The sequence below is a fragment of the Ewingella allii genome, from assembly GCF_044430645.1.
GTDB lineage: Bacteria > Pseudomonadota > Gammaproteobacteria > Enterobacterales > Enterobacteriaceae > Ewingella > Ewingella allii.
This window is the reverse complement of record NZ_JAWUDN010000009.1, coordinates 44,595-69,548: the sequence shown is the minus strand read 5'-3', so window position 1 is coordinate 69,548 and position 24,954 is coordinate 44,595. Positions and strand designations below refer to the sequence as shown.

24 protein-coding genes and 1 other RNA gene are annotated in these 24,954 nt (G+C 54.5%); 7 read left to right on the top strand and 18 right to left on the bottom strand.

Annotated elements, in window-relative coordinates:
- Window positions 1-31 precede the first annotated feature (31 nt).
- Window positions 32-1,048 carry a LacI family DNA-binding transcriptional regulator gene (locus SBO83_RS17715; RefSeq protein ID WP_353502779.1) on the top strand — a complete coding sequence of 339 codons (1,017 nt, stop codon included), beginning with the start codon at window positions 32-34 and terminating at the stop codon, window positions 1,046-1,048.
- 70 nt (window positions 1,049-1,118) lie between these two features.
- On the opposite strand, the gene yfcD is transcribed toward SBO83_RS17715, so the two are convergent.
- Window positions 1,119-1,760, bottom strand: coding sequence for an NUDIX hydrolase YfcD (gene yfcD / locus SBO83_RS17710; protein WP_396132406.1), 642 nt, complete (start codon window positions 1,758-1,760; stop codon window positions 1,119-1,121).
- A gap of 292 nt (window positions 1,761-2,052) precedes the next feature.
- On the opposite strand from yfcD, the gene yfcG reads away from it, so the two are divergent.
- From yfcG to SBO83_RS17695, 3 genes are all read left to right on the top strand, one after another.
- Window positions 2,053-2,682: a GSH-dependent disulfide bond oxidoreductase gene (gene yfcG, locus SBO83_RS17705; protein ID WP_396132405.1), complete on the top strand. Its 630-nt coding sequence runs from the start codon at window positions 2,053-2,055 to the stop codon at window positions 2,680-2,682.
- Window positions 2,683-2,866: 184 nt separating this feature from the next.
- Complete coding sequence (locus SBO83_RS17700; protein WP_353502782.1) at window positions 2,867-3,766, top strand: TIGR01777 family oxidoreductase; 900 nt, start codon at window positions 2,867-2,869, stop codon at window positions 3,764-3,766.
- 378 nt (window positions 3,767-4,144) lie between these two features.
- Window positions 4,145-4,274: non-coding RNA, RtT sRNA (locus SBO83_RS17695), on the top strand.
- Between the two features lie 242 nt (window positions 4,275-4,516).
- Here the strand turns inward: SBO83_RS17695 and SBO83_RS17690 are convergent.
- Complete coding sequence (locus tag SBO83_RS17690) at window positions 4,517-6,112, bottom strand: ABC transporter substrate-binding protein (protein ID WP_353502783.1); 1,596 nt, start codon at window positions 6,110-6,112, stop codon at window positions 4,517-4,519.
- 137 nt (window positions 6,113-6,249) lie between these two features.
- Between SBO83_RS17690 and pepT the strand changes: the two genes are divergently transcribed.
- Entirely contained in the window at window positions 6,250-7,482 is a 1,233-nt protein-coding gene (gene pepT / locus SBO83_RS17685; RefSeq protein ID WP_396132404.1) for a peptidase T, read from the top strand.
- A gap of 82 nt (window positions 7,483-7,564) precedes the next feature.
- Here the strand turns inward: pepT and hisP are convergent, their stop codons facing one another.
- The 15 genes from hisP to SBO83_RS17610 all read right to left on the bottom strand — a co-directional run bounded on the left by hisP (window position 7,565) and on the right by SBO83_RS17610 (window position 22,129).
- Entirely contained in the window at window positions 7,565-8,338 is a 774-nt protein-coding gene (gene hisP, locus SBO83_RS17680; protein ID WP_353502784.1) for a histidine ABC transporter ATP-binding protein HisP, read from the bottom strand.
- A 27-nt stretch (window positions 8,339-8,365) separates the two neighbouring features.
- A complete protein-coding gene (locus SBO83_RS17675; RefSeq protein ID WP_034791809.1) occupies window positions 8,366-9,079 on the bottom strand; it encodes an ABC transporter permease in 714 nt (237 codons plus the stop codon).
- Window positions 9,076-9,762, bottom strand: coding sequence for a histidine ABC transporter permease HisQ (locus tag SBO83_RS17670; protein WP_034791811.1), 687 nt, complete (start codon window positions 9,760-9,762; stop codon window positions 9,076-9,078). Before SBO83_RS17670 ends, SBO83_RS17675 begins: the two co-directional genes overlap by 4 nt.
- Before the next feature lie 166 nt (window positions 9,763-9,928).
- A complete protein-coding gene (gene argT / locus SBO83_RS17665; RefSeq protein ID WP_034791813.1) occupies window positions 9,929-10,711 on the bottom strand; it encodes a lysine/arginine/ornithine ABC transporter substrate-binding protein ArgT in 783 nt (260 codons plus the stop codon).
- A 339-nt stretch (window positions 10,712-11,050) separates the two neighbouring features.
- The gene (locus SBO83_RS17660) at window positions 11,051-11,623 is read right to left on the bottom strand and encodes a UbiX family flavin prenyltransferase (RefSeq protein ID WP_353502786.1); all 573 of its coding nucleotides are present in this window, start codon (window positions 11,621-11,623) and stop codon (window positions 11,051-11,053) included.
- Between the two features lie 139 nt (window positions 11,624-11,762).
- Window positions 11,763-13,280 (bottom strand): amidophosphoribosyltransferase, encoded by a 1,518-nt coding sequence (gene purF, locus SBO83_RS17655; RefSeq protein WP_034791819.1) that lies wholly within the window; start codon window positions 13,278-13,280, stop codon window positions 11,763-11,765.
- Window positions 13,281-13,311: 31 nt separating this feature from the next.
- Entirely contained in the window at window positions 13,312-13,803 is a 492-nt protein-coding gene (cvpA, locus tag SBO83_RS17650) for a colicin V production protein (RefSeq protein WP_034791821.1), read from the bottom strand.
- Between the two features lie 270 nt (window positions 13,804-14,073).
- Window positions 14,074-14,892, bottom strand: coding sequence for a cell division protein DedD (gene dedD / locus SBO83_RS17645; protein ID WP_396132403.1), 819 nt, complete (start codon window positions 14,890-14,892; stop codon window positions 14,074-14,076).
- Complete coding sequence (folC, locus tag SBO83_RS17640) at window positions 14,885-16,156, bottom strand: bifunctional tetrahydrofolate synthase/dihydrofolate synthase (RefSeq protein ID WP_396132402.1); 1,272 nt, start codon at window positions 16,154-16,156, stop codon at window positions 14,885-14,887. The genes dedD and folC overlap by 8 nt, the downstream gene beginning before the upstream one ends.
- 158 nt (window positions 16,157-16,314) lie before the next feature.
- Window positions 16,315-17,232 carry an acetyl-CoA carboxylase, carboxyltransferase subunit beta gene (accD, locus tag SBO83_RS17635; protein WP_034791827.1) on the bottom strand — a complete coding sequence of 306 codons (918 nt, stop codon included), beginning with the start codon at window positions 17,230-17,232 and terminating at the stop codon, window positions 16,315-16,317.
- Between the two features lie 254 nt (window positions 17,233-17,486).
- Window positions 17,487-18,155 (bottom strand): DedA family protein, encoded by a 669-nt coding sequence (locus SBO83_RS17630; protein WP_034791829.1) that lies wholly within the window; start codon window positions 18,153-18,155, stop codon window positions 17,487-17,489.
- Window positions 18,156-18,214: 59 nt separating this feature from the next.
- Window positions 18,215-19,030: a tRNA pseudouridine(38-40) synthase TruA gene (truA, locus tag SBO83_RS17625; protein WP_396132401.1), complete on the bottom strand. Its 816-nt coding sequence runs from the start codon at window positions 19,028-19,030 to the stop codon at window positions 18,215-18,217.
- On the bottom strand, window positions 19,030-20,040 hold the full coding sequence (locus SBO83_RS17620; RefSeq protein WP_396132400.1) for an aspartate-semialdehyde dehydrogenase: 1,011 nt from the start codon (window positions 20,038-20,040) through the stop codon (window positions 19,030-19,032). Before SBO83_RS17620 ends, truA begins: the two co-directional genes overlap by 1 nt.
- Window positions 20,041-20,124: 84 nt before the next feature.
- Window positions 20,125-21,252 carry a 4-phosphoerythronate dehydrogenase PdxB gene (gene pdxB, locus SBO83_RS17615; RefSeq protein ID WP_396132399.1) on the bottom strand — a complete coding sequence of 376 codons (1,128 nt, stop codon included), beginning with the start codon at window positions 21,250-21,252 and terminating at the stop codon, window positions 20,125-20,127.
- A 100-nt stretch (window positions 21,253-21,352) separates the two neighbouring features.
- A complete protein-coding gene (locus SBO83_RS17610; RefSeq protein ID WP_396132398.1) occupies window positions 21,353-22,129 on the bottom strand; it encodes a helix-turn-helix domain-containing protein in 777 nt (258 codons plus the stop codon).
- 142 nt (window positions 22,130-22,271) lie between these two features.
- Here SBO83_RS17610 and SBO83_RS17605 point away from each other — a divergent pair, with 142 nt between their 5' ends.
- Both SBO83_RS17605 and flk read left to right on the top strand, forming a co-directional pair.
- Window positions 22,272-23,180 carry a DMT family transporter gene (locus SBO83_RS17605; protein WP_353502793.1) on the top strand — a complete coding sequence of 303 codons (909 nt, stop codon included), beginning with the start codon at window positions 22,272-22,274 and terminating at the stop codon, window positions 23,178-23,180.
- Between the two features lie 208 nt (window positions 23,181-23,388).
- Complete coding sequence (gene flk / locus SBO83_RS17600) at window positions 23,389-24,435, top strand: flagella biosynthesis regulator Flk (protein WP_396132397.1); 1,047 nt, start codon at window positions 23,389-23,391, stop codon at window positions 24,433-24,435.
- A gap of 12 nt (window positions 24,436-24,447) precedes the next feature.
- On the opposite strand, the gene SBO83_RS17595 is transcribed toward flk, so the two are convergent.
- On the bottom strand, window positions 24,448-24,915 hold the full coding sequence (locus SBO83_RS17595; RefSeq protein ID WP_396132396.1) for a rhodanese-like domain-containing protein: 468 nt from the start codon (window positions 24,913-24,915) through the stop codon (window positions 24,448-24,450).
- Window positions 24,916-24,954: the final 39 nt, after the last annotated feature.

The window sequence follows — 24,954 nt, the reverse complement described above, 5'->3', positions numbered from 1 at the left end:
CGAGATGCGCAGTTGAGAGTCAGGATAGTGAATGTCGATTAACAAAAAACGACGCAGTACCGGAAGAGTGACGCTGGCCGATGTCGCGCAACTCGCGGGGGTCGGGAGTATGACCGTGTCCCGGGCGCTAAGAACGCCGGAGCAGGTTTCGGATAAACTGCGTGAAAAAATTGAAGAAGCCGTCAGCCAGCTCGGCTATTTACCCAATCAGGCCGCCAGCTCGCTCGCTTCCGCCTCTTCCTACACTATTGCGATGATTGTCCCAAGCCTGTCAGAGCCGGGTTGTGCCGAGATGTTCGCCGGGTTGCAAAAAATCCTGCAACCCGCCGGCTATCAAATCATGCTGGCGGAGTCGCAGCATCGTCTCGATCGCGAAGAGAAGCTGCTCGAAACCCTCCTGTCTTACAACTTAGCCGCCGCCATTTTGCTTAGCGTCGAGCACTCGCCGAATGTGCGCAATTGGCTGGATAATACCTCGATCCCGGTGCTGGAGATTGGCGCGCTGACCGAGTCGCCCATTGATATGAATATTGGCATCGACAATGTCGAAGCCATGTATCAACTGACCAAAACGGTGATCGACCGCGGCTATAAAAACATTGGCATGCTGTGCGCCAATCAGGAGCAGTGGATTTTCCAGCAGCATCTGCAAGGCTGGCATAAAGCCATGCTTAAGGCACACATGTCGGTGCATCGGGTGATCAATTCCGCGGAACCGGCCAGCTTCACCACTGGCGCGCACCAGCTGCCGGAGTTCTTGCTGGCGTGGCCTGAAATCGACGCGCTGGTGTGCGTTTCCGACGAGCTGGCCTGCGGCGTGCTGTACGAATGCCAGCGCCGGAGAGTGAAAGTACCGGATGATTTAGCCGTGGTGGGTTTTGGTAACAGTGACGTGAGCAAGGTATGCCAGCCGCCCTTGACCACCATTGCCATTCCACACAAAGAGATTGGCATCCGCGCGGCGCAGGCCCTGCTGGCGCGCATTAACGATGAAGAGTGGGAAGAGGTCGCGATTGCCTCATCACTCTGCCGTCGCGATAGCTGTTAAAACATGATTTATCTGCAGAAATGCAGAGGGCGGCCCAAGCCGCCCCTTGGTGCATTTTACTCAGAAGCCATTAAGCTCCGTCAGCGTTTTTGCTTTCCTGAACATCACCCAGTGAGAAGGAAGAGGTTTCAACCGGCAGCGGATCGCCCGGTAAGATTTTCTCTTCGCGAACCAACGGCTTACCGTGTTCTTTCTCATTATTGCGGGTCATCCACAGCGACAGCGCTTTCAGCGAGTCTGGGGTGAATTCGTCACAACGGGCAGTGATCTCTTCTGGCGTCATCCAACTGACTTCGTCGATCTCTTCTTCCTGCAAGGCAAAAGGACCGTGGGAAACACAGCTAAACAACGCGCCCCACACGCGGCACTTGTTTGGCTCTTCGAAGTAGAACATGCCGTGCTCAGCAAAAGGCACGCCGGCAATACCCAGCTCCTCTTCTGCTTCGCGACGGGCGGAATCCAGCACAATCTCCCCACTCTGCACCACGCCGCCGGCGGTGGCATCTAACCAACCAGGGAAGAAATCTTTGGTCTCGGTGCGTCTTTGCACCAGGATTTTACCCATGCCGTCGTGAACCACGATGTAGCTGGCACGATGGCGCAGGCACTGAGCTCGCATCTGTTGACGGCTAGCCTGGGCTATAACTTCGTTCTCTTCGTTGACGATATCAACCCATTCGCCGGTGCCGGTGTTCTGCTCTTGTTCCGCCATCCTATGAAACCTTCTAAGGGTAAAATTGAGTATCCGCTGATTCTATCTGTCTCTGCGGGGGCGCTTCAATAGCCAGAGTGGCATTGTTCCACGCTTAAAGCTAAGACAGTCCGGGCCGGAAACCATCAGACTAGTCTCACAGTGCCAACCAAGCTTAACTGATATGTTAACCTAAAGTTGATAGTTTGCGGATGTTGCACCCGAGTCAGTAAGAATTCAACGCTATTCTTTGATTATCAGAATCCCGCTCTGCCGCATGTCGGCCACAAAATCTAATAACGCAGGAGGCATTATGATTGATTTATATTACGCGCCAACACCCAATGGACACAAAATCACGCTCTTTCTGGAAGAAGCCGAAATACCCTACCGAATTCAACGCATTAACATCAGTTCCGGCGACCAGTTCAAACCCGAATTTCTCGCCATCTCGCCCAATAATAAAATTCCGGCCATTGTTGATGACCAGCCGGTCGATAACGGCGCGCCGATTAGCGTGTTTGAGTCCGGTGCCATCTTGCAATATCTCGCCGACAAAACCGGCAAACTGCTCAGCCAAGAGCTACGCGAACGCACCTTGACCCTCCAGTGGCTCTACTGGCAAGTCGGCGGATTCGGCCCGATGTTGGGGCAAAACCACCATTTCACCCACTTCGCCCCGCAGCCCGTCCCCTACGCCATCGAGCGTTATCAGCAAGAAACCAAACGCCTGTACAACGTGCTCAATACCCAGCTGGAGAAAAACGCCTATATTGCTGGCGAAAACTACAGCATTGCCGACATCGCAACTTACCCATGGGCGGTATCCCACGAGCGGCAACGTATTGATCTGGCGGACTATCCTGCCGTGCGCAACTGGTTTGAACGGATTAAGAATCGCCCTGCGACGCAAAAAGCCTACGCCGTGGCCGACAACAAGTAGCTCACGCTCAGCCGTTCTTATCCCCAATGCGGTGAGTTTTGCCGATACCCGCGCGGGCTATCGACGCATCGGGGATAATAAATATTCACTCAGGATGTGCTCCATATCGCGGGTTTAGTGCGAGGAGTAACCTATGCTAAAAAGAAGCCTTCTAATGGGCATTCAATAAGTTAAGGAGCCAGCCATGAAAATCTTGATAACCGGTGCCACCGGCCTTATCGGGCGCCGACTCACCGAACGCCTGCTCGGCCAGTCGCACCATATCACGGCGCTGACTCGCTCCCCCTCTCGCGCCGCCAAAGTGCTCGGCCCGCAGGTGCTGCTGTGGGAGTCGCTGGAAGATAAAACCTCTTTAGACGGTTTCGACGCGGTGATCAATCTCGCCGGTGAGCCAATTGCCGATAAGCGCTGGACCAAAGATCAGAAGCAGAAGTTATGCGATAGCCGCTGGCAGGTCACCGAGCGACTCGCCACCCTGATTAACGCCAGCCAGAAGCCGCCGTCAGTCTTCATCTCAGGCTCCGCAGTGGGCTATTACGGCGACCAAGGTCAGGCGTTAGTACCCGAAGATGAGCCGCCAAATAAGCAGTTCACCTGGCAGCTCTGCGCCCGTTGGGAAGCCCTGGCTTTAGCCGCAGAGAGCGACCGCACCCGAGTCTGCCTGCTGCGCACCGGCGTAGTCTTAGCCCGTAAAGGGGGCGCGCTGGCGAAAATGGTGCTGCCCTTCCGCGCCGGTCTCGGCGGCCCGTTCGGCGACGGCCAGCAATATATGCCGTGGATCCACATCGACGACATGGTCAATGGCATCATTTTTCTGCTAATGCACGAAACCCTGAGTGGCCCTTTCAACATGGTTTCCCCTTACCCCGCCCGCAACGAACAGTTCAGCGCCTTGCTGGGTGAAGTGCTCCACCGCCCGGCCTTTATGCGCGTGCCTGCGGGCGTTGTGCGCCTGTTGATGGGTGAGTCTGCCGTTCTGGTGCTAGGCGGCCAGCGAGCCGTACCGAGAAGGCTCGAGGATGCAGGTTTTACTTTTGGGCATCAGGAGTTGAAGGAGGCGCTGGAGAACGTTCTGAAGGGGTGATTGGGATGGGCTTCCCAAGCGAGCCTTTTAAAATCTTTAAATTCAAATTCAAGGTCGTGGGCATCGGCCCACACCGACCAAGGGAGGCGTAAACGCGCCTCCCTTGGAACCCTGCGTTTTTTCTCGCTGAGAGATCGAGGCTGCGCAGGGTCGGAATGGACGTGTTTCAGCGGCCACGGCGTTCGTCGCGAAGTGCCGCCGCTTAGGCGGTTCCCTCGCTGCGGGATTACAACCCGCGTAAAATCACGCGGTTTTCCACCTCTTGCTCGGCGTCACTTCTGAACGCGACCTACTGGCATTTACGCCGTGCCGTTCCATTCCACCTCGCAAAAAATATAAGAAACCCACTGAAACGGCACGATTGAGAAGCCTCAAAACCGCAGTCAAAAATGGCGCTGAGCGAGAGGTTCGAGACCTATGGCTCGAGTCGAGCGAAGCGAGACTGCGTTGCAAAGCAACGACCCGAAGGGCGAGGTCAGAGGCCGAGTAATCCCGTGGCGAAGGAACCGCCTAAGCGGCGACATTCTTTATTGATAGGGAGGGCGGTGGATAACAGGTGTACCTGAAACACGTCCACCCAACGAGCGGAGCGCGCAGTAAAGAGCCGGGGATTCTCAAGGGGCGCGGCGATAGGCGCCCCTTGAGGCCGGTGTGGCGGCAGCACACGACCTTGACCTTAAAAGCCAGTTTGCGTGGCAGCGCACGATTTTGAAGTTGAAGTTAAAAGCGCCCCGAAAGCCGCCCTCTTTCCTACTCCTTGATGTCCGTCTGGTAGAAAATATGTTTCCCAAACGGGTCGACTTCATACCCGGTCACTTCTTTGCGAACGGGTTCGAAAATCGTCGAGTGGGCGATAAACACTGCCGGAGCCTGATCGTGCATCACTTGCTGCGCCTCTTCGTACAGCGCGACGCGTTTGTCGTGATCGGTGGTTTCTTTTGCTTCGGTGATTAACTTGTCGAATGGCGGATAGCACCACTTGGCCGAGTTAGAACCGCCTTTGGCTGCGTTACAGGTGTAGAGCGGGCCGAAGAAGTTGTCCGGGTCGCCGTTGGCGGTGGTCCAGCCCATCAGCGCGGCCATGTGCTCGCCGTTGCGGATGCGGGTCTGATACTCGCCCCACTCATAGCTCACAATATGCGCCTTCACGCCAATTTTCGCCCAGTCGGACTGAATCATCTCGGCCATGCGGCGGGCATTTGGGTTGTACGGACGCTGAACCGGCATCGCCCACAGATCGATATCAAAACCATTCGGGAAACCGGCTTCGGCTAATAGCGCTTTGGCTTTTTCTGGTGAGAAATCGTAATCCACCACTTTATCGTTATAGCCCCAGACGCCGGTCGGCAGCAGCGTTTTAGCTACTGTCCCGGTGCCCTGAAACACGGCTTCGATGATTTGTGGCTTGTTGATCGCCATGCTCAGCGCCTGGCGCACTTTCACATTGTCCAACGGCGGTTTTTGAGTATTGAAGGACAGGAAGCCGGTATTCAACCCGGATTTGCTCATCAGATTAATGTCTTTATTGGCGCGCATACGGTCCAAGTCAGCCGGATTCGGGAATGGCATCACCTGACACTCATTCTTCTCCAGCTTGGCGAGGCGCATCGAGGCATCAGGCGTGATGGTGTACACAAGACGGTCAATTTTCGACTTGCCCTGCCAATATTCCGGGAAAGCTTTGTACAGCAAGCGCGTGTCTTTCTGGTACTGCACCAGCTCGAACGGGCCGGTGCCGATAGGATTCATATCCACTTTTTCTGGCGTACCGGCTTTCAGCATCTGGTCGGCATATTCCGCCGAGAGGATTGAGGCGAAATACCATGCCAAATCAGCAACAAACGGTGCTTCAGGGCGCGTTAGATTGAAGCGAACCGTATAGTCATCCACCTTGTCGATGCTGCCAATCAGGTCCCCCATCTTCAGGCTATCGAAGTTGAGATAAGTCCCGCCCGACACCTTGTGGTAGGGGTTGTTTTCGTCTTTTTGGCGCATGAAGGAGAAAATCACGTCGTCAGCGTTGAAGTCACGGGTTGGCGTGAAAATCTTGCTGCTCTGGAATTTCACCCCTTTGCGCAGATGAAAAGTGTAGGTTTTGCCGTCCGGGCTGATGTCCCAGCTTTCGGCGAGGCTCGGCACTAAGTCGGTGGTGCCAGCTTTGAAATCGACCAGACGGTTATAGATAGGCACCGCGCTGGCGTCTACCGAGGTGCCCGAGGTGTAAAGCTGCGGGTTGAACTGCTCTGGCGAGCCTTCGGAGCAATAGACTAAGGTCTTGGCGGACACGCCGCCCGTCACTGCCAGGGCCAGTAAACCGGCGCTTATTTTGAGGATGTTGTGTTTCATAGTTTTCCCTGTCGTTGTGTTTAATAACGCTTATTCTTCGTGGTGCATCTTTTAAAAACAGATTAACATTCAGGCAACAGTTAGTAATACTCTGTTATATATGAAAATCTTCTATGTAAGCAAACTTAGGGGTCATAATGTCGACAACAATCGAAAAACAGCTTACCGAACGTTTCTTTCGCTACCTGTCAGTGAGCACGCAAAGTGATGCCCACGCCACCACCCTACCCAGCACGCCGGGCCAGCACACACTGGCGAAATTACTCGCCGACGAACTCAAAACGCTGGGGCTGCAAAACATTCAAATTGATGAACACGCCACCGTCACCGCCGTGAAGCCGGGTACCAAGCAAGGCGGGCCACGCATCGGCTTCATCACCCATATTGATACCGTGGACGTCGGGCTCAGCCCGGACATTCACCCGCAAACCCTGACCTTCACCGGCGATGACCTCTGCCTGAATAAAGAGAAAGATATCTGGTTGCGCCCGTCAGAACGCCCGGAGATTTTGCCCTACAAAGGCCAGGAGATTATTTTTAGCGACGGCACCAGCGTGCTCGGCGCGGACAACAAAGCCGCCGTCACTGTGGTAATGACCCTGCTGGAAAACCTGCGCGACGACCAGCAGTATGGCGATATCGTCGTGGCCTTCGTGCCCGATGAGGAGATTGGCCTGCGCGGCGCGAAGGCGCTGGATCTGGCACGTTTCGACGTAGACTTCGCCTACACCATCGACTGCTGCGAATTGGGCGAAGTGGTGTATGAGAACTTCAACGCGGCGGCGGTAGATATCCGCTTCACCGGCGTGACCGCCCACCCGATGTCTGCCAAGGGCGTGCTGGTCAACCCACTGTTAATGGCCCACGACTTCATCAGCCAGTTTGACCGCGCCGAAACCCCGGAAAACACCGAAGGCCGCGAAGGCTATGTCTGGTTCAACGGCATGAGCGCCACCCAGCAAGGCGCAGAGCTTAAAGCCTCTATTCGCGACTTCGACAGTGACAGCTTTGCGGCGCGCAAAGTCAAAATCCAGCAAGTGGCGAAAGAGATTCAGGCCAAATACCCAACGGCCAAAGTCTCGGTGGAAATCAGCGATACCTACAGCAATATCAGCAGCGCCATTGGTGAAGACCGTCGGGCGATTGACCTGATTTTCGGGGGCTTACAGCAGATTGGCGTGGAGCCGAAGGTGATCCCAATGCGCGGCGGTACCGACGGCGCGGCGCTGTCGGCGAAAGGCTTGCTGACACCAAACTACTTCACCGGCGCGCACAACTTCCACTCTAAGTATGAGTTCCTGCCCGTCAGCTCCTTCGTGAAGTCTTATGAACTGACCGTGCAGCTCTGCCTGCTGGCCGCCAAGGGCTAATGCAGTAAGGTCCTCCCCTTCAACCGGGGAGGACGCTTTTGTTGCTTCTTTTTTCTTACTTCTGTTTTCTTACTTCCAGCTATTACTTCAAAGCACCTGACAAGAACTGCTGCAAACGCGCCGATTTCGGGCTGCCGAACACTTCTGCCGGATTGCCCTGCTCTTCAATCACACCCTGATGCAGGAAGATCACATGGCTGGAAACGTGACGAGCAAACTCCATCTCGTGCGTCACCACCACCATAGTTTTGCCCTCCTCCGCCAGCTTCTGCATGATGCGCAGGACTTCCCCCACCAGCTCGGGGTCCAGCGCCGAGGTCGGCTCATCGAACAGCAATACTTCAGGCTCCATCGCCAGCGCACGGGCGATAGACACGCGCTGCTGCTGGCCGCCCGAAAGGTTAACCGGGTATTTCCCCTGAGCGCGGGCGTCGATACCCACTTTGTCGAGATACTTCACCGCGCGCTCGCGGGCTTCGGCCTTGCTCAGCCCCAGCACCTGAATCGGCGCCTCCATGACGTTTTCCAGCACCGTCATGTGGCTCCACAGGTTGAAGTGCTGAAACACCATGGTCAGCTTGGTGCGCAGCAGCTGAAGCTGCTTCTTGTCGAAGACTTTCAGCTGCCCGTCGGTGTCGCGCACCATACGGATGTCCTGATTATTAACGCTGATAGAGCCTTCGCTCGGCTTCTCAAGGAAGTTAATGCAGCGCAGGAAAGTACTTTTACCGGAACCGGAAGATCCAATAATGCTGATCACATCACCGGCGTTGGCGGAGAGCGACACGCCTTTCAAAACTTCATGTTCGCCGTAACGTTTGTGCAGGTCGATAACCGCTAATTTGTTGTCTGGCATAGTGTTATATCCGCAAAATAATACTTATTAATGAGCTTGAGGCTTAACGTGCGCCAGCCAGCGTCTTTCCGCCAAACGGAACAGACCAATCAATACAAAGGAGATGCACAGGTAAATCACCGCCGCGATGCCGAACGCGTAAAACGGCTGATAGGTTGCCGAGTTAATGTCGCGGGCAATCTTCAAGACATCCGGGACGGTGGCGGTAAACGCCAGCGCCGTGGAGTGCAGCATCAAAATCACTTCGTTGCTGTAGGCAGGCAAAGCCGTGCGCAGCGCCGAAGGCAAAATGATGCAGGTGTAGAGCTTGAAGCGCGAGAAGCCGTAAGCATTGGCAGCCTCAATCTCGCCGTGCGGCACTGCGCGGATCGCACCGGCGAAAATCTCGGTGGTGTAGGCGCAGGTGTTGAGGGTCAGCGCCAAAATCGTACAGTTCAAGCCGCTACGGAAGAAGGCGTTGAGGAAGTCCGTGCCGCGCACGATCTCCAGACTGTACATGCCGGAGTAAAACACCAGCAGCTGCACATAGAGCGGCGTGCCGCGAAACACATAGGTGTAGAGCCAGATAGGCAGACGAATAAATTTATTCGACGACACGCGCCCGACGGCCATCGGCACCGCCAGCAGCCCGCCCATTACCACTGAGCTAATCAGCAGCCACAGCGTCACCGCCAGCCCGGTAAAACGGTAGCCATCGCTGTAGAGCAGCGACATGCCATATTGTTGCAGGATCTCAATCATAGGTCCGCCCTCTTCACACCCAGCGAATAGCGGCGTTCCAGCCAGAGCAGCACACCGTTAGAAACCGTGGTAAACACCAGATAAATCACCCCGGCAACGATGGCGAAATAGAAAGGTTGATAGGTGCCCTTGCCCGCCAGCACCGTGGCTTTCACCACGTCATTCAGGCCAAGCAGGGAGACCAGCGCGGTAGCCTTGAGGATAACCTGCCAGTTGTTGCCAATGCCCGGTAAAGCAAAGCGCATCATGGCGGGGAACAGGATCCGGCGAAAAATCTGCCCGCCGCTGAAGCCAAAGGCGGTGGCTGCTTCAATTTGCCCGCGCGGCACGGCCATAAAGGCCCCACGGAAGGTTTCGGTGAAGTAAGCGCCATAGATAAAGCCGAGCGTGATGATACCGGCGCTGAGCGGATCGATATCAATCTGCGCCATGCCCAGTGATTCCGTCAGGCTGTTGAGGACGATTTGTAACCCGTAGAAAATTAATAACATCAGAACCAAGTCCGGCACACCGCGGATGAGCGTGGTATAGCAGCCGAAGATCCCGGAAATCAGACGACTTTTTGAGAGCTTGCCACCGGCACCGATAAGGCCGATAACCACCGCCAGCAGAACTGAGGAGATCGCCAGCTCAAGCGTAACTAAAGTGCCCTGAATGATGACTTGGGAATACCCATATAGCATGCTTTTTTCCTGTCTTTGACCGACATCTGTCGCAGGTTATCGTTATGCTGACACTGTTACGCAGACAACTGTGATACAGACAACTTTTATACAGACCAAAAATACAATTTTATGGCTGAGTGCGGCCTACCCTGACGGCAGGCCGCGAGCATCATCAGGCTAAGAGTTAGTCGCCGTAGACGTTGAAGTCGAAGTATTTCTTCGCCAGTTTGTCGTAAGTTCCGTCTTTACGCATTGAGTCAAAGGCTTTGTTCAACGCGGCTTTCAGGTCGCCATCGTCTTTACGCAGGCCCATACCGGTACCCACGCCAAAGAATTTGTCATCTTTCACTGATGGGCCAGCGAACACGTAATCTTTACCCGGAGCCTGTTTCAGGAAGCCTTCGCTGCCTGCCACTTCGTCTTGGAATGCGGCGTCAAGGCGGCCTGAAGCCAAGTCTGCATAGATCAGGTCTTGGTTCTGGTAAGCCACCACGTTCACACCTTTTGGCTGCCACTCGGCGTTAGCATAGGCTTCCTGCGTTGAGCCTTGCAGCACGCCAACGTTTTTGCCTTTCAGCGCGTCCAGAGTAGGAACCAGCTTGGTGCCTTTTGGCGCGATCAGACGGGCGTTAGCCGCGTAGAGTTTCTCGGTGAAGTCGATCTCCAGTTGGCGTTTTTCGGTAATCGAAAGTGAAGAAATGATGGCGTCGATTTTCTTGGCTTTCAGCGATGGGATCAGCGCATCAAAGTCACTTTCGACAAAAGTACATTTGATTTCTGCGCGTTTGCACATCTCATTGGCTAAATCGATGTCGAAGCCAACCAGTTTGCCGCTGGAGTCTTTGGATTCAAACGGGGCATAAGTCGGGTCTGTGCCGATCTTGATTGCTGTCGGAGCAGCTGCGAAAGCGCTACTTGCGCTGGCTAAAACCAAAACCAGAGGAAGAACTTTGAACAACTTTTTCATACATTAGCCTCAGTCATTAATCGTCTGTTGTGGTTGGTCGTTTCTGTTGTGATTGAACGTCTTTTTATTATGTTTGCAGCTTATTTATCAGGCGGGGAATATGAATCCCCCTGATTTTACTATGCAGTTTTCATGCCTATTGTGTCTCGGCTGGGTTAACCGGTCATTGCTCGCCCGATGCGATTAAAAATGCATCAAGATAGTTCTGCAAATCAGCAAGATGAATAAAGCACAGGAACAGATTGCAATAAAAATGCACCAAAATGAAACAGGCAATGTTTGATTTTGGTGCAATGTTATCAATTTGTGCAAAAGGTGGGCGTAAATGGTGAAGAACGACTAGCGACTGCCCTGCCATCGAACAAAAAGATCTTCCGGCAGCTCTATGTCAAATTGATCAATGACCCGATTCACGGTCTGATTGATGATGTCATCGACGCTGGTTGGGCGATGATAAAACGCCGGCACCGGCGGCATGATCACCGCGCCAAGCTCGGCGGCTTGCGTCATCAAGCGTAAATGCCCAAGGTGCAGCGGGGTTTCTCGCACGCAGAGCACCAGACGGCGGCTCTCTTTGAGCACCACGTCGGCGGCGCGGGTCAGCAGGCCGTCGGTGTAGCCATTGACGATGCCAGATAGGGTTTTAATCGAGCACGGCAGGATAACCATCCCTCCGGTGCGAAATGAGCCAGAAGAGATGCTGGCGGCAATATCACGGGAATCATGGACGACGTCGGCCAGTTGCTGCACGTCGCGCAGCGTCAAATCGGTTTCCAGCGTTAAAGTCTGGCGGGCGGCATTGCTCATCACCAGATGGGTTTCGATCTCCGGCACGCTTTGCAGCACCTGAAGAAGTCGAACACCAAAAATTGCGCCACTCGCGCCGGAAATGCCGACAATAAGTCGTTTCATGAGACTGCCTCTGAAAAGTTGCACTGAATTCAGCGCCAATACTGACATAAAAAAACGCACCCGCCCAAGATGAATTGGACGGGTGCGTGATAGCGGCGACAACTTGGCATATCTCTGTTAGAGCTTACCTTGGCGAAACTTAGCCTTCGTTGTGCATTTCCAGATTTTCAGCTTCCTGCTGGCCGCGTAACGCCTGGGCGTCGTCGTTGCGCAGGGCTTCGAGATATTCGAGGTAGTTCTGATCCACGTCTTTGGTAACGTAAACGCCGTCAAACACGGAACATTCGAACTGCTCGATATCCACGTTATCTTCTTTTACTGCCGCAATCAGATCGCTCAGGTCCTGGAAGATTAACGCGTCGGCGCCAATCATCTGGTTGATTTCACTGACTTCGCGACCGTGAGCAATCAGCTCGTTGGCACTTGGCATGTCGATACCGTAAACGTTCGGGAAACGAATCTCAGGTGCCGCAGAGGCCAGATAAACGCGTTTCGCCCCGGCTTCGCGCGCCATCTCAACGATTTGCTGAGAAGTGGTACCACGCACGATGGAGTCATCCACCAGCAGCACGTTTTTATCTCGGAACTCAGCGCGGTTTGCGTTGAGCTTGCGGCGCACCGACTTACGGCGCTCCTGCTGGCCCGGCATGATAAAGGTACGGCCGACATAACGGTTCTTCACAAAGCCCTGACGATAAGGCTTGTCGAGGATACGGGCGATTTCCAGCGCGATATCGCAAGAGGTTTCCGGGATAGGAATGACCACGTCGATATCCAAATCTTCCCACTCACGAGCAATTTTCGCGCCCAGCTTCTCGCCCATGCGAACACGTGCGCTGTAAACGGAAATCTTGTCGATGAAGGAGTCCGGACGCGCAAAATAGACGTATTCGAACAGACATGGGTTGTACTGAGGGTTTTCAGCACACAGGCGGGTGAACAGCTGGCCTTTCTCGGTGATGTACACCGCTTCGCCCGGCGCGACGTCGCGCAGGAACTCAAAACCTAAGGTGTCGAGCGCCACGCTCTCCGATGCCACCATGTACTCATTGCGGCCATCTTCCAGAGTGCGTTTACCGATAACTAGCGGGCGGATCCCGTGCGGGTCGCGGAACGCCAGCATGCCGTGACCGATGATCATCGCGACGCATGCATAAGCACCGCGGATTTTCAGGTTCATGGCGGATACGGCAGCAAACACATTATCAGCTTCCAGCGGGTAGTGCTGGAAACGGTCGAGTTCACTGGCCAGAATATTGAGCAGAATTTCAGAATCAGAAGTGGTGTTAACGTGGCGGCGTTGGCCTTCGAACAGGTTACTTCTCAATTCGTGAGCGTTGGTCAGGTTACCGTTGTGGGCCAAGGTGATGCCGAACGGTGAGTTGACGTAGAAAGGTTGAGCTTCTGAAGCGCTGGAACTGCCAGCCGTAGGGTAGCGAACATGCCCAATACCCATGTTGCCCTGCAAGCGTTGCATATGGCGTGCTTCGAATACATCTCTCACCAGACCATTGGCTTTCCGTAAACGGAAGTTGTTATTAGCATCAATGGTGACGATGCCCGCAGCATCTTGCCCACGGTGTTGTAACACCGTTAACGCATCATAAATCGACTGGTTTACCGGCGCAAAACCGGCGATACCGACAATACCGCACATGTTGTCTTTTCCTCATCAGCGCTGCCAAAAACTAGAGATGTTTTGGCAAGAAACTCGACGTGCTCTGCAGGTAGTCAAAGAACCACCTGATGATATAACTGAACTGTGGGATCAACTGAGACTGTTTCCAGTCCTCACTTTGTGAAAAGCCGGTAAAGGTATCCAGGAAGAACAGCATCGCGGAAACAATCAGTACGCCACGCAGTGCGCCGAAACACACGCCTAGCACTCTGTCTGTGCCGGATAACCCGGTTCGCTCAACCAGTGAACCAATCACATAGTTGACAATTGCACCTACGATCAACGTCGCGATGAACAAGATGGCAATTGCGATCCCGTTTCGAACTAATTCATCTTCGAAACGTGTGAAATAGATGGCGAGATAGGGGTAATAATGGCTGGCAACGAAGAAGGCGCAAGCCCAGGTTACCAGTGATAAGGCCTCGCGAACAAAACCCCGGATCAGGCTAACTAAAGCAGAAAACCCAATTACCGCAATAATGACGTAATCAATCCAGACCATTAACGTATTCCAATGTATAGACCAGTAAAACCCGTCTCCTATCCATTTCGCGGCGAATTCTAACAGAAAAAGAAAACGTTTGCGTAGGGGAAATCTGCGGGTTAGGAAAATTATTAACAGCGATGAAAAAAACCTCAATCATCGCAGAAACCTATAAAATTCCGACCTCAGAATCTTATAGAAAAAGGGCACAAAACGCGTGCCCTTTCCGATTATTTCTTAAGATTTAAACCCAATTATTGGCGCAACCAGAGCGGCAAAAATGCAGGTTTATTTGCCTGCGCTATAAGAGCGCACCTGCCCGCTTAACCCACTGATCTGGTTTAGCTGCGGCAGAGAAGCCTCGAGTTTTTGCTTCGAAGCATCTGGCCCGACGAAGACGCGCGTGATCTGCCCCTGCACCGGCGTGCTTGGCACAGTGTAAGCGCGGTAGCCCGACAGGCGCAGGTTAGCGACAATCTCGCTGGCCTTGGCGGCATTCTTCAACGCACCGAGCTGGACAATATAAGCCTGACCGCTTGGCGCTTTCTCTTCCGCCTGCGGCTTGCTTTCAGCTTTCGGCGCTTCCGCCGCTTTTGGCTGCTCAACCGCCTTCGGCTGCTCTACCGGTTTGGTTTCAACCGGTTTTGGTTTCGGCTTTTCGACCGGCTTTGGTTTCTCAACCGGTTTCGCTTCCACCATTGGCTTCGGCTCAATGGTCTTCGGCTTGGTTTGGGTCTGATGCGTCGGCTGCGTCGCTTTCGGCTGCTCAGGGCGCTTGGTGACTGGCGCGACCACCGGCTCATCCGGCTGTGCATCGGTGTCATCAGGCAATTCCTGACCGCTATTGGCAGGCTGCGAGGCGATATTCCCCTGCCCCTTCACGGCTTCGCTCGCGCCTTCCGGCGGCTGGGCTGGCAAAGATTGCGTCACCGGCGGCGGCACGTCCCCTTGTTCTGGCGCGTCACCCGGCTTCGGTACCAGCGGAATGGACGCAAATTCATCTTCATAATGCTTTTTCTTGCCATCGAGCAGGCCGGGCAAAATGATCACGCCGAGCGCCACCAAAATAACCGTTCCGACCAGACGATTTTGAAACTTACTAGCCACTGGTTTTCCCCGCGTCTAAAGCAGCCATCACGTGCGCTACGGTATGAAATGATCCGCAGACAATCACAATATCCTGACTATCAGCATCCTGCATCGCCTGCTGCCAGGCGGAAACCACATCCGTGAACTGATACGCTTGCGTCAGATGCACAGAAAGTTCTTCTACACTGGCACCGCGCGGCCCTTCGAGCGGCGCGCAGTACCAAAAATCAATTTGTGGCGAGAGGCAAGCCAGGGTACCTGCAATATCTTTATCATGCAGCATACCGACTACCGCGCGCACTTTCCCGCCATTGCGTGGCAATTCGGATAAACGCCCAGCCAGATATGCCGCGGCGTGTGGGTTATGGGCCACATCCAAAATCAGACGCGGCGACTCGCTTACCGTCTGGAAACGGCCCGGCAACTGTGCCTGCTGCAAGCCACAGCGAATCGCCTCTTCGGCAACCTCTAACTTACTAAAGTGCAAGGCCGCCAGCGCCGTCGCGGCATTGGCGAGCGGAACGTTGGGCATCGGCAGATTAGCCAGTGACTTGCCCTCGACGGCCTGCCAGCTCCAGCTGTCGCCTTCCACGGCGTAGCGCCAGTTTTCACCCACGCGATACAGCTCGGAACCCTTCTCTGCGGCCACGTCAGCAATCGACTGCGGCATATCAGGCTCGCCAACCACGGCGGGTGTTTGACCACGGAACACGCCGGCTTTTTCGCGGCCAATACTTTCGCGGTCTGACCCTAACCAGTCAGTGTGGTCCAGCGCGATACTGGTTACGACAGCAACATTGGCATCCACGATATTGGTGGCGTCAAGTCGCCCTCCAAGGCCCACTTCGAGGATAACCACGTCCAGTTTGGCGTGCTTAAACAGCTGCAAAGCGGAGACGGTGCCGTACTCGAAATAGGTTAGAGGAATATCACCTCGACCGGCTTCAAGCGTAGCAAAAGATTGGCAATGTGCTTGTTCTGGCAGCTCTTCGCCCTGAATTCTGACCCGCTCGGTGTAGCGAACCAAATGAGGAGAGCTGTAGACCCCAACGCGCAACCCCGCAGCCATCAAGATAGCTTCCAGCGTGCGACAGGTGGTGCCCTTGCCATTGGTGCCAGCGACGGTGATGACAAAAGGCGCGGGTTGCAGCAAGTCGAGCTTAGCGGCGACCGCTTTAACACGCTTGAGACCCAGCTCTATCGCTTGAGAATGGAGGTTTTCGAGATAATAAAGCCACGCGGCCAAAGGCGACGTGGCTTGGGGAATAGGTAGATTCTGCATGAGTCTCGTTCAGCCAATGTTAGGTCCACTTCGACACTATACCCAAAGTCATTGAAGTTGCAGCAAGACTACAAACCAGATGAAACACGGCCCGTTGACCAAAGCGTGCGAGAGCTCCCGCACGCTCGAGATGACTGACCGGTTTCATCTCAGACTAATCAGGCATCCTGATGGTTGTCAGCCGCGTTGCCGCTGACTGCCGCCTGAACCACGTCCACTTTAGGCTCAGGCTGACCGGTTAATTTGGCCAGCACGCTGCCCAATTTAGGTCGCAGATCAGGACGGCGAACGATCATATCGATAGCGCCCTTCTCAATCAGGAACTCACTGCGCTGGAAGCCCGGCGGCAGTTTTTCACGAACGGTTTGTTCGATAACGCGTGGGCCAGCAAAGCCGATCAGCGCTTTTGGCTCAGCCACGTTGATATCACCCAGCATTGCCAGACTCGCCGACACGCCACCCATGGTTGGGTCAGTCATTACAGAAATGTACGGCAGGCCGCGTTCCTGTAATTTCGCCAGCGCAGCACTGGTTTTCGCCATCTGCATCAGGGACATCAGCGCTTCTTGCATACGCGCACCGCCACTGGCTGAGAAACAGACCAGCGGGCAATTATCTTCCAACGCCTGCTCTACCGCACGAACGAAACGCGCGCCAACAACAGAAGCCATTGAACCGCCCATGAAGGCAAATTCAAAAGCAGCAACGACGATTGGCATGCCGTACAGGGTGCCTTTCATGACAACCATGGCGTCTTTTTCGTCAGTTTCTTTCTGTGCTGCGACCAGACGGTCTTTATATTTTTTGGAATCTTTAAACTTCAGAACATCTTTAGGCTCAAGCTCGCTGCCTAATTCAACCTCGCTGCCTTCATCCATAAAGGTGAAGAGACGCATACGCGCAGACATGCGCATGTGATGGTCGCACTTTGGGCAAACCATGAGATTGCGTTCCAACTCGGCGCGGTAAAGTACCTGACCGCAGCTGTCACACTTAGTCCAGACACCCTCAGGAATGCTTGCCTTACGGGTTTGCGAGACGTTGCTCTTATTAAGAATTCGTTCAATCCAGCTCATCGATAACCTTTCTGTTTGAACCCGGCCGAAGCCAGTCCGCTGTTCATGCTGTAACAAGTCCCCTGAAACCTACCCAAAATCACCCGCCAGCACTGATGCCCAGTGGCATTCACCATGCAAAACGGAAGGGTTGTTCGCAGGAACAGACCATAAATGTCGCTCATTAAACCATAACGGCCCGACGCTGTGGATAAAAAACTGGTCGAACCCTCTGGTTTAATCTCTTTATATTTCCCAGCTTTGCTGCCTTAAGGCTAGCCTTGCTGACGCTTTTCCTTGGCTGCCGCACGTTTGTGCCGCCAAATTTCGATCACGCCCGGCAAAATCGAAAGCACAATGATCGCCACGATCAATAATTTCAGATTTTCCTGAACCACCGGCACGTTGCCGAAAAGGTAGCCAGCATAGGTAAATAACAGCACCCAAACTAGCGCACCAATCACGTTATAGGCCGCAAAGTGGCGATACGACATGCGCCCCATACCCGCAACGAAGGGTGCAAAAGTTCGTACGATTGGGACAAAGCGCGCAAGAATAATCGTTTTGCCGCCATGTTTCTCGTAAAACTTGTGCGTTTGATCCAAATAACTGCGACGGAATATCTTCGAATTCGGATTGCTGAACAAACGTTCACCAAACAGGCGGCCAATCGTATAGTTAATCGCATCACCCAGAATCGCCGCCACCACCATCAGGAACACCATCAGATGGACATTCAGATCATTGCCCGGCAAGGCCGCCAGCGCGCCAGCCACGAACAGTAAAGAATCGCCCGGCAGGAACGGCGTGACCACCAGCCCCGTCTCACAGAATAAGATCAGGAACAGGATACCGTAGACCCAAACACCATACTGAGCAACCAGCTCGGCTAAGTGCACATCGATATGTAAAATGAAATCAATAACAAGGTGGATGAAATCCATTTGATTTATCGCCTTTTTTAAGCGCCCGATGCGCAATGTTAATCAATAGAAAACCGTCTTCAGTCTTCTAAGAACAGCGGCCCCATATTCATTTTGGGTAAGCCAAACTTCTCCGGGTAATCCACTGAGACTAAGTACAACCCCTCAGCACGCGCGGTGGCAGCCGCCAAATTGCGGTCTTTGGCTGCTAACAGCTCGCCCATCCAGCTTTCGGGCTGGATCCCGGCACCGATATCAATCAAGCTGCCGACGATATTGCGCACCATGTGGTGAACAAAGGCGTTGGCTTTGACATCCACCACCACATAGTTACCGTGGCGCGCGACGTTCAGGTGCATCATGTAACGCCACGGCGTGCGCGACTGACACTGGGAGGCGCGAAACGACGTGAAGTCATTCTCACCCAACAGTGCCTGACCGGCACGCTGCATTTTGTCGACGTCCAGCGGCATATGCACATGGGTGATTCCACTGTGCAGAATGGCCGAACGGTAGCGATGATTATAGATAACGTAACGATAACGGCGCGCGGTGGCGCTAAAGCGCGCGTGGAAATCCTCCGGCACCTCGTGCATCCAGCGCACGGCGATGTTTTTCGGCAAATGGGTATTCACCCCCATAGTCCACGCCGCCTCTTTACGCATTACCGGCGTGTCGAAATGCACCACTTGCCCGGTGGCGCTGACGCCCGCGTCAGTACGCCCCGCGCAAAACACCACAATCGGCGCATCCGCCACGCGGCTCAAGGCCTTTTCCAGACAGGCCTGAACGCTGGCCGCATCTTGCTGGCGCTGCCAGCCATAATAGGCGCTACCGTCGTACTCAATTCCTAATGCAATGCGTCCGGCAACGGGCGCAGCAGGCAATTCAGACATTAATACCAATACTCCCCAATCAGCTTCTCGGCAGTTTCTACCGCCATCAGCGCGCCGCCGAAGCGCACGTTGTCAGCCACAGACCAGAACTGCACCACTTCAGGAATACCGTAATCATTGCGCAGACAGCCGATGCTCAGGTTGGCGTTGCCCGAGGCGTCGCTGACCTGTGTCGGGAAATCATCTTCTTCGCTCAGATTAATATCATCAATGCGTTCAAGCTCGGTGCGGGCTTCTTCGGCAGACAGCGGGCGCAAGCCTTCCATATGCACCACCTGCGCGTGGCCGTAAAACACCGGCGACTGCACGCAGCTGACAGAAATCGGTAAGCCGTCGTTTTGCAACACTTTGCGCACTTGGTCAACCAGACGGCGCTCTTCGCGCACGCTGCCCTCTTCGTCATTCAACAGCGGCAACAGGTTGAAAGCCAACTGCTTGCTGAAAATGCCCTCTTCGGCAGGAATGCCGTTGAGCAGGCGCGCGCTCTGTCCGGCCAAATCGTCCACTGCCGCTTTGCCCAAGGCAGAAACGGAGAGCAAAGAAGTCACGTGCAGACGCGCCAAACCAGCCTGATCGGTTAAAGGCTTGATGGCCGTTAACAACTGGCTGGTCAGGCTATCAGCGACCGCCACGATGTTGCGGTTGCGATAGTGCGCCAGCGCGTCAGGGTTAACCCCCGGCACCACCAGCGGAATGTCGTGTTCCATAGCAAACAGGCCGCTGCTGTCGATAACCAGACAGCCCTGATTGGCAGCTTCTTCGGCAAACTGCGCCGAGGCCTCGTGGCCTGCCACAAAGAAAGCCAGTTGCACCAGCGACCAGTCGAACTCGGCGACGTTTTGCACGCGCAGGCTTTTGCCATTGAAGCGCACGGTTTGACCCGCGCTGCGTTCGCTGGCTAACGGAAAGAGTTCACCAACCGGGAACTGGCGATCGGCCAGCAGCTCCAGTAACGCATCACCGACTGCGCCCGTGGCGCCAAGCAGCGCAATATTCCAGCCATCAGACATGTTGGTCTTCTCCAAAAAATGAATCGTACAGAAATACAAAGGGGCGGTAGTTCACCGCCCTCAAGTCGAAAATTGCGCCGGGCCTTAGCCCTGAACGGCAGTAAAACCGAGTTTATTGAGCAACTCGACGGTCGCCGGATTATCGCAAATTACTTTCAGCGATGACCACTCGCGGCGCTCTTCATAGAATTTGCGCAGTTTGTCGAACTCCCCGGCTTTGCCCGCCACGCGGCGTAACGGCGCGTCATCGCGGCGCACATCATACACTAAGTGAATAAGTCGCAGCAGTCTGGCTTCGTTCAGTTCCCCTGAGAATGAGACAACCGGGAACTCTGGAGCAGGCAGCAACTCTTCCAACGGTACTTTTTGCGGCTGGCCGATAAACTGGCTAAATGCTTCGAACACCTGAGTGGTGCCGCGCGCCTTGCCTTCAAGGCTGTATCCGGCAATGTGCGCCGTGCCAATCGCCACTTTATCCAGCAATGCCAGCGAGAGATCCGGCTCCGGCTCCCACACGTCCAGCACGGCGGTGAGTTTTTTCGCGCCGTTGAGCGCGTCGAGCAGCGCGGCGTTATCTACCACTTCGCCACGACAGGCGTTAATCAAAATACGGTCAGCAGGCAGGCGTGCCAACAGGTCGGCGTCCACCAGATGGTGCGTGCTATAAGGCCCGGACATGTTCAACGGCGTGTGAAAGGTCAAGATATCGGCTTCGGCCACCAGTTGGTCCAGCGAAGAGAAAGTCTCTTCGTCACCTCGATCGGCGCGCGGCGGGTCGCACAGCAGAGTGCGGATGCCCAAGGCACGCAGGCGCGCATTCAGACGCGATCCCACATTGCCTACCCCAACAATGCCGACCGCTTTGTCGCGCAGCTGGAAGCCATCACGCTGGGCCAAAATCAGTAAAGAAGAGAACACATATTCCACTACCGCAATGGCGTTACAGCCCGGCGCGGCGGAGAAACCAATCCCCTGCTGTTGCAGCCAGGCGTCATCCACGTGGTCAGTCCCCGCCGTCGCGGTACCCACGAATTTCACCGGCTTTCCTGCCAGCAGTGCCTCATTCACCTTGGTCACCGAGCGCACCATCAGGGCATCGGCGTCATTGAGTGCATCTTGCGGAATCGGCCGGCCCGGAACGGCCTGCACATTGCCCAGTCGGCTAAATAGCTCGACGGCATAAGGCATATTTTCATCAACCAGGATTTTCACGTGTGTCTCCGGCAGGCAGTGCCATAGAAAAAACAGACTATAAAGAAGAGGAAGATTTTGCCACGAACTGCGGCAGATCCCAATGCCAGCTTGTCACGGCTTACCGTTCATTACGAAAACGTTGAGGCGTGGTCCCAGATATTTGCTGGAACATGGCAATAAACGCTGATGATGAACTGTAGCCAACTTCCAGCGCCACGTCTTGCACCGTTTTGCCCTGCTCGAGCAGAGAAATCGAATGGAGGAAGCGCAGACGCTGACGCCATTCGGCAAAGCCCATGCCCAAATCCTGTTGGCAGCGGCGTGAAAGCGTGCGTTCGGTGGTGTAAACCCGCGCCGCCCACTCCGCCAGCGAGGTGTTATCCGCCGGGTTCTTCTCCAGCGCGTTTAACACCTGCGACAACAGCTTGTTGTCGGACGTGGGTAAATAGGTGTTTTGCCGCGGGGCCTGACAGATTTGGTCCAACAGCACCAATGCCATACGCATATCGCGATCGGTCACTGGCTCTGAAAGATCACGCAGCGCGAAGTCGTTGGCGATGGCGTTAAAAATCGGTGTCAGAGTGAGCAGGCAGGGCTTTTCAGGCAGGCCGTCATCCCACTCGGGCGCGATGTCGATGGCGCAAAAACGGGTCGTCCGGCGGTTATAGCTGGAGTGCTTCACTCCGGCAGGTATCCAGATAGCAAACTCGCGCGGCGCAAGGTAGCGCTCACCTTCAACCTTCATCGCCATCACGCCTGATTTGATGGTAATAATCTGGCTCCACGGGTGCGAATGGCAAACATATTCCGAGTTAGCCAGAATGGTTTCTCCGCGAAAGAGCAGCGTATTGGGGATCTGTTCAGGAAGCGGAGGATAGAAACGAGGCTGTGGCATAAAACCCCTTGTCAATTGTGGTCATCACAAATTCGGGATCAAGTTGTCCGAATTACGCAAAGCGTTGTCTGGTTATCGTTATATATAACAAACACGACAAACGTACACTAGCGCAACGATTTAACTACGGACGTATTTTTTCATGAATGCTCTCTTCCCATTACTGGCGGTGTTGATCTGGTCGATTAACGCCGTGGTCAGCAAGGCCTCTGCGACCGCCATCGATCCTGCGGCGATCTCCTTCTACCGCTGGTTTCTAGCGCTTATCACGCTCACACCCTTTGTCTTGCCGGGCGTAGTGCGCAATTTCAAAGAGATTAAGCAGTATTGGTGGAAATTGCTGATCCTCGGCCTGCTGGGAATGGTGCTATTCCAAAGCCTGGCCTATTACGCCGCCCACACCGTGAGCGCGCTGTATATCGGCATCATCACCTCCTTTATTCCGTTGCTGACGGTGCTGATCAGCCTGTTTGTGTTGAGCGTGGTGCCAACCGTGGGTCTGGCGCTGGGCGGCGTGCTCTCCTTGATCGGGCTGGTGTGGCTAGTCAGCGCGGGCAACCCGGGCCAGCTGCTAGAGCACGGCATTGGTAGCGGCGAAATCATGATGTTTGTCGCCTCCATCTCCTACGCCCTGTATGGCGTGTTGACCAAACGCTGGGCGATCCCGCTGCCTAATTGGCAATCGCTTTACATGCAGATCTTGTTTGGGGTGCTGCTCCTGCTGCCAAATTTCCTGATGACGGAAAATGTGCAGCTAAACGCGCACAACATTCCCTTGGTGGCCTTTGCAGGCATTGCGGCGTCAATCATTGCGCCTTTCCTGTGGATTCAGGGGGTTATTCGACTGGGTGCTAACAAAACCTCTATTTTCATGAATTTGGCCCCTATCTTCACCGCCGTGATTGCCGTGATTTTCCTGCGCGAGCAGTTGCACAGTTACCACTTGATTGGGGGTGGTATCACCCTGCTCGGGGTAATTCTGGCCCAACGCCTGCGCCGTCCGCTGTTTGGCACTAAGCCAGAAGTGAAGGAAGATAAACCTGCCGTTTAATGATGTTATCGCCGCCTGTAACTTCACAGGCGGCATTATTTATCCTGCCTTTTATCGCTTTCGCGCCCCACTCGTCGTTTTCTGCAAAAAATAAGCCTAAGAATATTATTTCCATACCCATTCACAGTGTTGATTGATTTCGTTTGCAGGTATGATGTTGCGCTTGCGCGCTTTGCGCCGTTTTAACTCGCAGCGAAGGACTGGTGATATGCAACCTTTAAGTGGCCCGGGCGCGCCAATTGGCGACAACAGGATGCAACCGAATAACTCAGTTCCCGCGGGCTCTGGTGATAATCAGCAGCTTACCCCTGCGCAGCGCACTACCCTCGAAAAACTCATCGTCAAATTGATGGCGCTGACCCCCATGAAGTCCGCCGAAATTTGGGCTGGCTTACGCCACGAGCTGTCTCTCCCTCATGATGCTGAACTGACCGCCGCCATCTACCCGCGCGCGGAAGGCATCCTGCAAGGCAAATTGACGCAGGCACAGGACAGCCACGCCACGCGCCAGCTGTTCCAGCAGCTCACCGAATTATTGCCACAGGGCAATAACCGTCAGGCGGTGAGCGACTTCATTCGCCAAAATTTCGGCCATACCGTGCTCAGCCAGCTGAGCCACGAGCAACTACAGCAGGTGTTTTTGCTGGTCCAGACTGGCGAAATGACCATTCCGAAACCGCAGCAAACGCCGATCACCGATCGCGCCCTGCTGCCTGCCGAACATAACAGTTTGCAGCAGCTGGTGACGCGTCTCAGCGCAGCCACGGGCGAAGCACCGGCCAAACTGTGGCAGCAACTGTTTAACTTAGTCGGCGTGAAAGTGGGCGAACCTATCCCGGCGCGCCATTTTCAGCTGTTAAGCCAGTTTATGCAGGTCAAAGCGGCGCTGAGCCAACCGACAGCGCCACCGACGCTAACCACCTTGCTCAGCGTGTTGAAACAGCCAGCGACGCTGCAAGAAGTCCAGCAGCTGACGGAATATGTCGAAAGCCGGTTCAACGCCACGCCAAACACGCCGCTGAACGTCGCCCAGCTTAACGATCTAGTAGGCGTGCTCTTCAGCCAGCGCGTGGATCGCTCTCCGCGCCCTGAAAAAGTGGATGATGACGTTACCGTGGTGGCTCGCACCGAGCCTCAGCCAATCGTCAACCCATTCCTCGCCATGCTGCCGGAATCAATGCAATCTATAGGCGGCAAGCCGCTGGCTTTCATCGCCTTTGTGGTGGTGGTTATTCTGCTCTGGCTGCTGTTTTAAGCCGCACATTTACTAGCAACCGCACTCTTCCACGCTAAAATCGGCAGGATACTCGCCGCACTCAGCACCGGTCGCCAACGGATGGCGATCGCGAGTCCAGAAATCTAAGCCCCCTATCAACTCTTTGACGCGAAAACCCAGTTTCGCCAGCTTATAGGCCCCATTGGTCGAGCCGTTGCAGCCAATGCCATCGCAATAAGTCACATACACCTGCTCTCTATTAAGATGCCGCGTTGACTCTTCGGTCATCAAACGATGCGGAAAGCTGATTGCGCCCGGAATATGTCCGCGCTGATAGTGCAACTCAGCACGAGTATCCACCACCACAATGCCTGAAATACGGTTTTTCAAATCTTCGGCGACATCAGCGGCATCGGTGTAAAAACTCAATTTATTGAAGAGATAGGCTTCGCTCACCGCCGGAGCCGGTGGCGCAAACTGTAATACGGCTGACGTCTGGCTTTGCTGTTTTTGACTCATTTTGCCTCTCTTTCAATCAGGTAATAGGAACGCAGCGCG